The following is an 11286-nucleotide window of genomic DNA, read 5'->3' on the forward strand; positions in this document are numbered from 1 at the left end:
TAGCTGACATAGAAAAAAACCCTCTGCCAACGAGACCGCAATAGATGTCCAAATCCCTCCCCGGCCCGCTCAACCCGCTTGCCAAAGCATTACTGATCCGTCATTCCCTTCGTCCCCAGCGCGCGTTCACACGCATCGGCCTGGGCCTGGCGATATCCGCTGCGATGGTTGCCCAAGTGCAGGCACAGGAGTGGACCCTGGATATTCCTGCGCAGTCGATGAATTCGGCGTTGCAGGCACTGGCCAGGCAGACCGATACCCAGTTGCTGTACAGCCCGGAAGATATCGGTGGCCTGCGCTCCTCCGCACTCAAAGGGCGCCACGACCTCGCTTCGTCCCTGCGCATCCTGCTGGGCGGCAGCGGGCTGCGTTATCAGATCGACGGCAACACCGTGACGGTAACAGCGGGTTCAGCCGCAAAGGACGGCCAGGTCGAGCTTTCGGCGACCAACGTCAATAGCGTGGGCCTGGGGGCCACTACCGAAGGCACGGGTTCCTACACCACCGGCGTGACCAGCACGGCCACCCGCATGAACCTGTCGATACGCGAAACACCGCAAAGCATCAGCGTCATCACCCGCCAGCAAATGGACGACCAGCACCTGGCGACCATTACCGACGTGCTGAAGCAGAACCCGGGCATCACCATGTCCCAGGACGGTGGCGAGCGCTTTCATATCTATTCGCGCGGCTCGGAAATCAGCACCTACCAGCTCGATGGCGTGAACACCGCGCAGGACTACCTGACGCGCAACATGCCCAACACCCTGATGGACATGGCCATGTTCGACCGCATCGAGATCGTCCGCGGCGCCACTGGCCTGATGACCGGTGCGGGCGAACCCAACGGTGTGGTCAACATGGTACGCAAGCGCCCCACGCGTGAATTCCAGTCGTATGTGCAGGCCGGTGTGGGCTCGTGGGACTACTATCGCACCGAGGCCGACGTGTCCGGCCCACTGATCGAAAGCGGCAAGCTGCGCGGCCGCCTGGTGGCCGCCAAGCAGAGCAACCAGAGCTACATGGACTGGTACAGCCAGGACCGTGACCTGGTCTACGGCGTGCTCGAAGCAGACCTGACCGATACCACCACCGTGCGCTTCGGCATGGACTACCAGACCTACGACGCCAATGGCGCGCCAGGTGTGCCGCTGTTCTTCAGCAATGGCCAGCCCACCAACTTCTCCCGCTCGACCAGTTCCGGGCCGCGCTGGATGTATGAAGACTACACCACCAAGAACTACTCCTTCGGCCTGGACCAGGAGTTAGGCAATGGTTGGCAGTTGAAGATGGCCGGCAACTACATGGATGTCGATCGCGACTCGCTGTCGGCGTTCTATCGCACCGGTGCCGGGGTATCTACTCTCGATCAAGCCACCGGCAACGCCAAGTCCGACCTGCTGCAAGTCGATGCCCACCAGGTTCAGCGGGGCATGAACATCACGCTGCAGGGGCCTTTCGAGCTGTTTGGCCAGACCCACGAACTGGTTACCGGCTTCGACTACATGGATTACGAGAACAACCACTTCACCGGGACAGCTGGGGAAGCCACATTCAACTTCTACACCTGGGGCAACCGCATACCGCAACCTGGCAACTATTCGCCACTGCTGGACTACGACCTGACCATCCGCCAGACCGGCTACTTCATTGCCACCCGGCTCAACTTCACCGACGACCTGCACATGATTCTCGGTGCCCGTACCACCAATTACCGTTCGGACTCGAACCAGGTGGTATTGACCACTGGCAACGGCAACCCCACGCAACTGAAGGAGCACGGAGAGGTAACACCGTACGCCGGCCTGATCTACGACCTGACCGATGAGCAATCGGTGTACGCCAGCTACACCGATATCTTCAAGCCCCAGACCAGCCGCGACCGTACCGGCAAGGTGCTGGACCCTGTGATCGGGCAGAACTATGAAATGGGCTGGAAGGGTGAATTCTACGATGGTCGCCTGAACGCCAACGCGGCGATCTACCTCATCAAGCGCGACAACCTTGCAGAGGAAGACACCGGCTTCAGCGTACCGGGCGTGCCTAACTCCACCGCTTACCGCGCGGTCAGCGGCGCCGAAACCAAGGGCATTGATCTTGAACTGTCCGGCGAAGTGGCTCGCGGGCTGGAAGTTCATACGGGTTACAGCCACTCCCGCACGGAAGATGCCAATGGCACTCGCCTGACGCCTCAACTGCCGCTGGATACATTCCGCCTGTGGACTACCTACCGCCTGCCCGGCGAATGGGAGCGCCTGACTGTTGGTGGTGGGGTCAACTGGAACTCCAAGCAATCCCTGGCCACCCGCTACAACACGCGCATTACCCAGGAAGACTACGCCGTGGCCAGCCTGATGGCCCGCTACAAGATCAGCGAGCACCTGGCCGCCACGCTGAACGTGGACAACCTGTTCGACAAGAAGTACTACGCAGGCCTGGCCGGCAACTATGGCCACTATGGCGCGCCGAGGAACGCGACGCTGAACCTGCGCTACGATTTCTGATCAGCAGAACGAAAAAAGGCGACCCTGGAGGTCGCCTTTTTCATGCCTGCATGGTCTTCGCGTCGGTAGGCAGTCCGTTGTAGGAGCGGCCTTGTGTCGCGAAAGGGCTGCAAGGCAGCCCCGGCAATTCCTGCATCACTGCTGAGCCCCCGGGGCCGCGTTGCGGCCCTTTCGCGACACAAGGCCGCTCCTACACAGAGTGAGCAGGTTTACTGGCTGATCGTATCTGCCAGCAACAGCCTGGCAATCATCCCCTCAAGGACATCCACCTGCTCAAGGATGTCATAGTGCCCGGCATCAACAGCAATGTCCTGGCAGCTACCCGAGATGCCACCCGTGTGCGCGCCCTCCCCCGCCCACCAGCAACTTGCCGCTGCCTCGGTAGACGGTAGCTGGCGCAACTGACGCGAAAGCGCCTTGAGTTTCATGGCCACGACAAAGGTCTGCGCCAGATCAGCGTTGCCGATTTCGGCATAGGCCGACTGTACAGCCTGTGCGGCCCGTGCCGTTTCGATCACGCGCTCCAGGGCATCCTGAGTACTGCCGACCGGCACGACCGGCAGCACCAGTGCATCGGCCGAAACCCCGAGAATCACCGCCAGGAAGCCACGCAGGTCGGCGCTCCAGTCACTTTCCTGCACGGCTTGCCTGGCCGAGGGCACGAAGCTGTCGACCAAGGCCAGCACCGCAACCCGCTGCCCCTGGCTTTCCAACTCCTTGGCCACCAACACCGCCAGGGTGCCGCCCAGCGACCAACCTGCCAGCTGATAAGGGCCTTCAGGTTGCTTCTGCCGAATGTACTGTGCGTAATCGATAGCCATCGTTTCCAGCGAATCATCCACCCAGGCGTGATCCAGCAGCATCCGGCATTGCAGGCCATAAACCGTGCAACGGCCTTCCAGCCGGCGCGCCAATGGCTCGTAATCGAACACCGTGCCAAACCCGGCATGCAGGCAGAACAGCGGCGTACTCGCGTTCACTCGGCTGTTCAGCAACAACAGCGGGTCCAGGCTGGCATCGTCGGGGGCATAACCCGACAACTCGGCGATGGTCGGCCGGGCAATCACATCACGCAGTTTCAGTTCGATAGGCAAATCCTCGCGGGCACGGACCTTGGACAGCATCTTCAGCACGCGCAGCGAGTCACCACCCAGTTCGAAGAAGTTGTCATCGACACCGACCTGCTCGACTTGCAGCACTTCCTGCCAGATCGCTGCGAGCGCCTGCTCGATTGCATTACGCGGGGCAACCCATGCCCGGCCTGCGGCAAACTCGGGTGCAGGCAGGCCATTGCGGTCGATCTTGCCATTGGGGGTGAGCGGCAGCGCCGGCATCAGTACAAGCTGTGCCGGCACCATGTGATCCGGCAGGTCGGCGCGCAGGGCATCACGTAATTGCTCGGCGCGGGTATCGGCATTGTCCGTCACCACGTAGCCGATCAGTTGCTTGCCCGTGCTGATGTCACGCGCCACCACCACGGCATCGCGCACGCCAGCCAGGTTGCGCAGGCGTGCCTCGATTTCTCCCGGCTCGATGCGGAATCCGCGAATCTTCAGCTGGTTGTCCAGGCGCCCGAGGAAGTCGATGACACCATCGGCGCGGCGACGCACCCGGTCACCGGTGCGGTACAGGCGGCCCCCCGTGGCAAACGGGTCGGCCACGAAGCGCTCGGCCGTGAGAGCAGCCCGCTGGTGATAGCCACGCGCCACGCCCTCTCCGCCGATGTAAAGCTCACCGGCCACACCATCGGGCAGCGGGTTGAGGTGCTGGTCCAGCACGTGCAGCGTGCGCTCGCCCACGCGGTCGCCGATCGGCGCGTACACAGCCTCACAGGTTCGTTGCACCGGCACTTTCCACAGCAGAGGCGTAACCACGGTTTCCGTCGGCCCATAGCCGTTGGTCAACCAGCGCGGACGCAGCGTGCGCTTGACGTGCTCGAACAGGGCGTCCGGTACCGCATCGCCGCCAAAGCAGTACACCCGCACCGCTGGCGCAGGCTGCTGCTGGCTGTCGGCGAATTCGGCCAACTGTTGCAGGTAGGCCGGCGGGAAGCAGGCGATGTCGATACGCTGGGCATGCAAGGTCTGCCAGGTTTCTTCTGCCGTCCACAGCCGGTTGTCACGCACCACCAGGCAACCACCCGAGGACAACGTCGACAGCCAGCGTTCCTGCGCCCCGTCGAAGGCGAACGACATGAACAGCAGCTCGCGGGTCTGCAGGTCCATCTCGTACAGCCCGGCGATGGCCTGGCAGTGCATGCGAATCTGGCCGTGGCTCACCGCCACACCTTTGGGCTTGCCGGTGGAACCAGACGTGTAGATCAGATAAGCCAGGTTATCCGCGCACGCGCGCTGTTCAGGTGCAGTAGCAGGCAGATGGTCCAGCGCTTGCTGGTCGAGCTCGACGCACCGCGCTACCTGGGTAAAGCGCTGGCGCAGGCCACTGCTGGTGACCAGCAGGTGCATTGCCGAGTCCTCGACGATCCACTGCAGGCGCTCTTGTGGGTAGTCGATATCCAGTGGCACATAAGCTGCGCCGGTCTTCATCACCGCCAGGAAGGCCACGATCACCTCCACCGACCGCTCCAGGGCAATGCCCACGCAGCTTTCCGGGCGCACGCCCTGCGCGATCAGGTGGTGGGCAAGGCGGTTGGCGCGCGCGTCCAGCTGGGCATAGGTCAACTGTTGGCCGCCGCAGACTACCGCCATGGCCTCGCCACGCTCACGGGCATGCCCGGCGATACGCTCGGCGAGCAGCGGCTGCTCGCGCCCAGGTGCCGCAAGCTGGTTGCGCAGGTCGGCGTGCCTTGCCTGCGCCGGCGTCAGCATGCCCAGGCTGCCCAGCGTGGCCTGGGGATTGTCCAGCATGGCGCTCAGCAGGCTTTCGAAACTACCGCGCAGGCACTCGACAGCGGCTTCGGTAAAGCGGTTGCGCAAGTACAGGAACTCTACCGAAAAGGTTTCGCCCAATTGCACGGCCAGGTCCATGGCATAGTTGGTGACGTCGCGGTTACGGACTTCGCCAAAGCGTAACGTTCCGCCGCCGCCCTCGCGCAGGCGGTCGTCAACCGGGTAGTTCTCGAACACCACAATGCTGTCGAACAGCGCTTGCCCTGGCCGCCCGGCCCAGCGTTGCACATCGGCCAGCGCTGCATGCTCGTGGTCGCGCAACTCCAGGTTGTAGTGCTGCAGCTGGTGCAGCCAGTCGCTGACAATGTGCTGGGGTTGCGGCGCCTGCACCACCGGTAGCGTGTTGATGAACAGCCCCAGCATCTCGCCTGCACCGGCCAGGCTGCTGGGGCGCCCGGCCACTGTGGCGCCGAAGCACACGCTGGCCTGGCCGGTGTAGCGTTGCAGCAGCAACAGCCAGGTGGCCTGGACCAGGGTATTGGGCGTGACCCTCAGGCGCCGGGCCTGGTCACGCAGGTGTTGCGTGCGCTGCGCATCCCAATGCAGATACAGCGCATGGTGCCCGACAAGCTTGCCGTCCGCCTGCGGCGCAACACTGTCGGCCAACAGCGTCGGCCCCTCCAGGGCACGCAGCTTCTCGCTCCAGAACTGCTCCAGCTTGCCCATCGGCTGCTCGGCGAGCCAACGGATGTAGTCACCGAAGCGCCCCCCCGCATGGCTGGCGGGCCGGCCGTGATAAACCTGCAACACCTCGCCCAGCAACCGTGAATTGCTCCAGCCATCCATGAGGATGTGGTGGCGCGACCAGATCAGGTGCAGGCGTTGCTCATCCACTCGAACCAGCGTCAGCCGCATCAGGGGGGCACACGCCAGGTCGAAGCCTTCGGCAGCCTCCTCGGCTGCCAGCGCCAGCAAGGCGTCGCTGGTCACCTCACGCCCACGCCAGTCGAGCACGCGCAGCGGCAGGCTGGCCTGACGCTGCACCACCTGCAAGGGCTCCGCCCACCGGGCCGATGACAAGAAGACCGTGCGCAGGATGTCGTGGCTGGCGATCACCTGGTTCCAGGCCGCGACGAAGCGGTCGATGTCCAGGCCGTGCACATCGACCGCAGTCTGGTTGATGTACAGCGCGGCGTCGCTCTCCTGCAGGGTATGGAACAGCATGCCCTGTTGCATCGGCGACAGCGGGTAGATATCGGCAATCTGAGCGGCAGGTACCGGCAGGTCGTCCAGTTGCGCCTGGTTCAGACGGGCCAAGGGGAAGTCCGATGGCGTGAGACCTTGGGTGTCATCCTGGCAGCAATGGTTGATCAAGGCCTTGAGTTCTTCTGCATAGGCATCGGCCAGTTGCTGGATGGTCGAGGTATCGAAGACTTCACGGCTGAACGTCCAGCCCAGTGTCAGCTCGCCGCCGTACACCTGGCCATTGAGCGCCAGCAGGCTGCTCAATGGCGCGTCCTCATCCTGGTTCAGCCCGGCATTCTCGCTGGCCGGTTTGAACAGGCTCGCCTGCTGGTCGAAGCTGCCATCGAACTGCCCCAGGTAGTTGAAGATGATCGCCCCCTGGGCCAGCGCCGCCAACGTCTGCCGAGCTTCACCAGCCCCCAGGTAACGCAGCACACCATAGCCAAGACCCTTGTGGGGCACCGCGCGCAGTTGCTCCTTGATGGTCTTGATCGAGCTGGCCAGCTCGGGCTGAGGGCTGAGGTTGACCGGGTACATGCTGGTGAACCAACCCACCGTGCGGCTCAGGTCGATACCGTCGAACAGGTCTTCGCGGCCATGACCTTCCAGGCGCACCAGTACCTGCGGCTGCGCGGTCCAACGGCTGACCACACGGGCCAATGCCGTCAACAACAGGTCGTTGATCTGCGTGCGATAGGCTGCCGGTGCCTGCTGCAACAGCTTGCGGGTCCAGAGCGGGTCCAGGCGAGTGCTGACCGACGTTGCATGCTTCTGCCGGTTTTCGCCCTGGGGATGATCGCAAGGCAAAGCATCGCTGGCGCCTTGCAGTTGATCACGCCAGTAGTGCAGTTCATGTTGCAGTGCCTGGCTGCTGGCATAGGCCTGCAGCTGTTCGGCCCAGACCTTGAACGCGCTGGTCTTGGCCGGCAACTTCAGCGGCTGGCCGAGGGCAAGCGCCTGGTAGGCCTGTTGCAGGTCTTCCAGCAGGATCCGCCATGACACGCCATCGACCACCAGATGATGAATGACCAGCAGCAGCCGCTGGCTGCCGTCTGCCAGCGTTGCCAGCACGGCGCGCAACAGTGGCCCCTGAGCCAGGTTGAGGCTGCGCTGGGCCTGATCAGCCAAGCGTTGCAGCGCCTCTGCATCAACGCATTCGCGTACCCACAGCAGCTCGGTCGATACCGGCGCGCCGATCGCGGCCTGCCAGCGCTCGGCACTCTGCCAGACATTGAGCCGCAGCAGGTCGTGATGGGCATGCAGGTTGCCCAGCGCCATGCTCAACAGGTGCGCATCCAGTGCCTCACCAGGCTCGAGCAACACCGACTGGTTCCAGTGGTCACGTGCTACAAGCGCTTGCTCGAAGAACCAGTGCTGCACCGGAACAAGTGGCAGAGGCCCGGTGACCACGCCCTGCTCCAGCGCTTGTGCTTCGCTGCGCCGGGCAACCGAGGCCAGCCCCTGCACGGTCTGATGCTGCAGCAACTCCTTGGGGGTGAACTGGATATCCACCTGGCGTGCACGGCTGACCACCTGCAGCGAAATGATCGAATCGCCGCCCAGCTCGAAGAAGTTGTCGGTCAGGCCGACCTTCTCCAGCTTCAGCACATCCGCCCAGATCGCCGCGATCTGCTGTTCCAGATCACTCCGCGGCGCGACGTACTCGCCCTGCGACTGGCTGGCATCCGGCTGCGGCAGGGCCTTGCGGTCCAGCTTGCCGTTCGGCGTCACTGGCAGCTTGCCGAGCAGAAGCAGATGCGCCGGCACCATGTAGTCCGGCAAACCGGCCTTCAGCGCCTCGCGCAGGCTGTCGCGCAATGCGCCTTCGTCTTGCGTGCTGTCGGCAGGCACCACATAGCCCACCAGCTGCTTGCCGCTTGGCCCGTCCTGGGCCAGCACCACGGCTTCCTGCACACTCGGCAGTTCCAATAGACGCGCCTCGATCTCACCCAGTTCGATACGCAGGCCACGGATCTTCACCTGGTGGTCTATGCGCCCGGCATAGTCGATCACACCATCGGCGCGGTAGCGCGCCAGGTCGCCGGTGCGGTACAGGCGTCCGCCGTTGTCGCTGAACGGGTCCGGCACGAAGCGTTCGGCGGTCAGCGCCGGGCGCTGGTGGTAACCACGGGCCAGGCCGACACCACCGAGGTACAGCTCGCCAGCACTGCCGCGCACCGCCGGTTGCAGGCTGCCTTCGAGGATGTGGGTCTTGAGGTTGTCGATCGGCTGGCCGATCGGCACGCTGATGCTTTCGTCCGGCTGGCAGGTCCAATGGGTCACGTCGATCGCCGCTTCGGTCGGGCCGTACAGGTTGTACAGGCCCGCCGCCGGCAGGCGTTGCAGGGTCTGGCGGGCCAGCTCGGCCGACAACGCTTCACCGCTGCACACCACGCGCTTGAGGCTGACGCAGCTCTCGACCGCTTCGTGGGTCATGAACGCCTGCAGCATCGACGGCACGAAGTGCAGCGTGCTGATGCCGTAATGGTTGATGGTTTCGACCAGCAACTGCGGGTCGCGGTGCGCGCCGGGCTGGGCCATGACCAGACGCGCACCGGTCATCAGCGGCCAGAAGAACTCCCACACCGACACGTCGAAGCTGAACGGGGTTTTCTGCAGCACGCTGTCGCTGGCGTCCAGCCCGTAGGCCTTCTGCATCCAGCACAGCCGGTTGACCAGCGCCTGATGGCTGTTGCCAGCGCCTTTCGGGCGACCGGTGGAGCCGGAGGTGTAGATCACGTAGGCGAGGTTCAGCGGGGCCACGTCGATGTTCGGGTTGGCATCGCTGTAGCCGTCGAAGTTCTCGGTATCCAGGTCCAGGCTGCGCAGGCCGGCCGGGATCGGCAGGGTCTCGCGCAAGTGCGACTGGGTCAGCAGCAAAGCGATGCCGCTGTCCTCGAACATGTAGCTCAGGCGGTCCTGGGGATACTCAGGATCCAGGGGCACATAGGCGCCACCGGCCTTCACGATGCCCAGCAGGCCGATGACCATCTCCAGGCTGCGCTCCATGGCGATGCCCACCAGCACGTCCGGGCCCACGCCCTGCTCGCGCAGCTTGTGCGCCAGCTGGTTGCTACGACGGTTGAGCTCGGCATAGCTCAGGGTCTGCTCGCCAAAGGCCAGCGCCGGGGCATCCGGGGTGGCGAGTACCTGGGCTTCGACCAGCTGGTGGATGCTGGCTTCGCCTGGGTAATCGGCTTGCGTGGCATTCCAGCCATGCACGATCTGCTGCCGCTCCCCGTCATCCAGCAATGGCAGCTCAGCCACTCGCTGGCCTGGGTTGGCGACGATGCCGTGTAGCAGGTTCAGCCAGTGTCGCGCCATCTGCTGTATGGTCGAGGCATCGAACAGGTCGGTTGCAAAGGTCAGCGTGGCGCTGATGCCTTGCTCATGTTCGAAGCTGTCCAGCGTGAGGTCGAACTGCGCCGCGTGCACGTTCCATTGCAGGCCCTCCACCTCCAGGCCGGGCAAGCTGCGGTGCTCGCCCTTGCCCCGGGTCTGGTGGTTGTACATCACCTGGAACAACGGGCTGTGGCTCAGGCTGCGTTCAGGCTGCAAGGCATCGACCAGCTGTTCGAATGGCAGGTCCTGATGCACCTGTGCGCCCAAGGCTCGTTGCCGCACTTGCGCCAACAGCTCGGTGAAGGTCAGTTGCGTGTCGAACTCGGCACGCATCACCTGGGTATTGACGAAAAAGCCGATCAGCCGCTCGGTCTCTACGCGGTTACGGTTGGCGATGGGCACGCCCACGCGCACATCGGCCTGCCCGGAGTAGCGGTGCAACAATACCTGGAAACTCGCCAGCAGCAGCATGAAGGGTGTCGCCCCCTGGTGCTGCGCCAGCTGTTTGAGTGACTGGCTCAACGCTTCACCCAGGTCAACGTCGATCCGCTCACCGCGGTAGCTTTGCAGCGCCGGGCGTGGCCTGTCGGTGGTCAGTTCCAGCACCGGGTGGTCGTCGCCCAGCTGCGCCATCCAGTACGCCAGCTGACGCTCACGCTCGCCGGCGTCCATCCAGGCACGCTGCCAGATCGCATAATCGGCGTACTGGATCGGCAGTTCGGCCAGCGCCACCTCCCGACCTTGGCTATAGCCCTCATAAAGCTGCACCAACTCATCGATGAGCAAGGGCATCGACCAGCCATCGGCGACGATATGGTGCAAGGTGAGCACCAGCACGTGCTCGTCCTGCGCCAGTTCCAGCAGTTTTACCCGCAGCAGCGGCCCATGGACCAGATCGAACGGCTTCTGGACCTCAAGCGCGACCTGCGCCTGCAAAACCTGCTCCTCCACGGCCCCCAAGGCCTGGCGGGCCAGCTGGAAAGGCTGGTCCGGGTGGATGACCTGCATCAGCTGGCCATCTTCCTCGGCAATGGTCGTGCGCAAGGCTTCATGACGCTGGATCAGCGTCGCGAAGCTGCGCTGCAGGGCTGCCAGGTCGAGCTGCCCCCTGAACCTGAGCGCGGTCGGAATGTTGTAGGCCGAGCCGGTGGGCTCCAGTTGCCAGAGAAACCACTGGCGTTGCTGGGCATAGGACAGCACAGGGCGTTCGACATCGTGCCTGGCCACCGGGATGGGCAGTTGCGCGAGCGTGACGCCCTTGGACGCCAGTTTTTCGAGAAACAGCTTCTGCTGTGCCAGGGGCAGACGGATAAAGCGATAAACCAGGTCTGCGTTTCTGTTGTCCG

The 11286-nt window shown here is 63.8% G+C and carries 2 protein-coding genes; one reads left to right on the forward strand and one right to left on the reverse strand.

Features of this window, described 5'->3' with window-relative positions:
* Window positions 1–44 precede the first annotated feature (44 nt).
* Window positions 45–2504 (forward strand): TonB-dependent receptor, encoded by a 2460-nt coding sequence (locus C163_RS19200; RefSeq protein ID WP_025340193.1) that lies wholly within the window; start codon window positions 45–47, stop codon window positions 2502–2504.
* A 209-nt stretch (window positions 2505–2713) separates the two neighbouring features.
* Here the strand turns inward: C163_RS19200 and C163_RS19205 are convergent, their stop codons facing one another.
* Window positions 2714–11266 carry an amino acid adenylation domain-containing protein gene (locus tag C163_RS19205; protein WP_371257964.1) on the reverse strand — a complete coding sequence of 2851 codons (8553 nt, stop codon included), beginning with the start codon at window positions 11264–11266 and terminating at the stop codon, window positions 2714–2716.
* Window positions 11267–11286: the final 20 nt, after the last annotated feature.

Source organism: Pseudomonas sp. FGI182, from assembly GCF_000511325.1.
Lineage (GTDB): Bacteria > Pseudomonadota > Gammaproteobacteria > Pseudomonadales > Pseudomonadaceae > Aquipseudomonas > Aquipseudomonas putida_Z.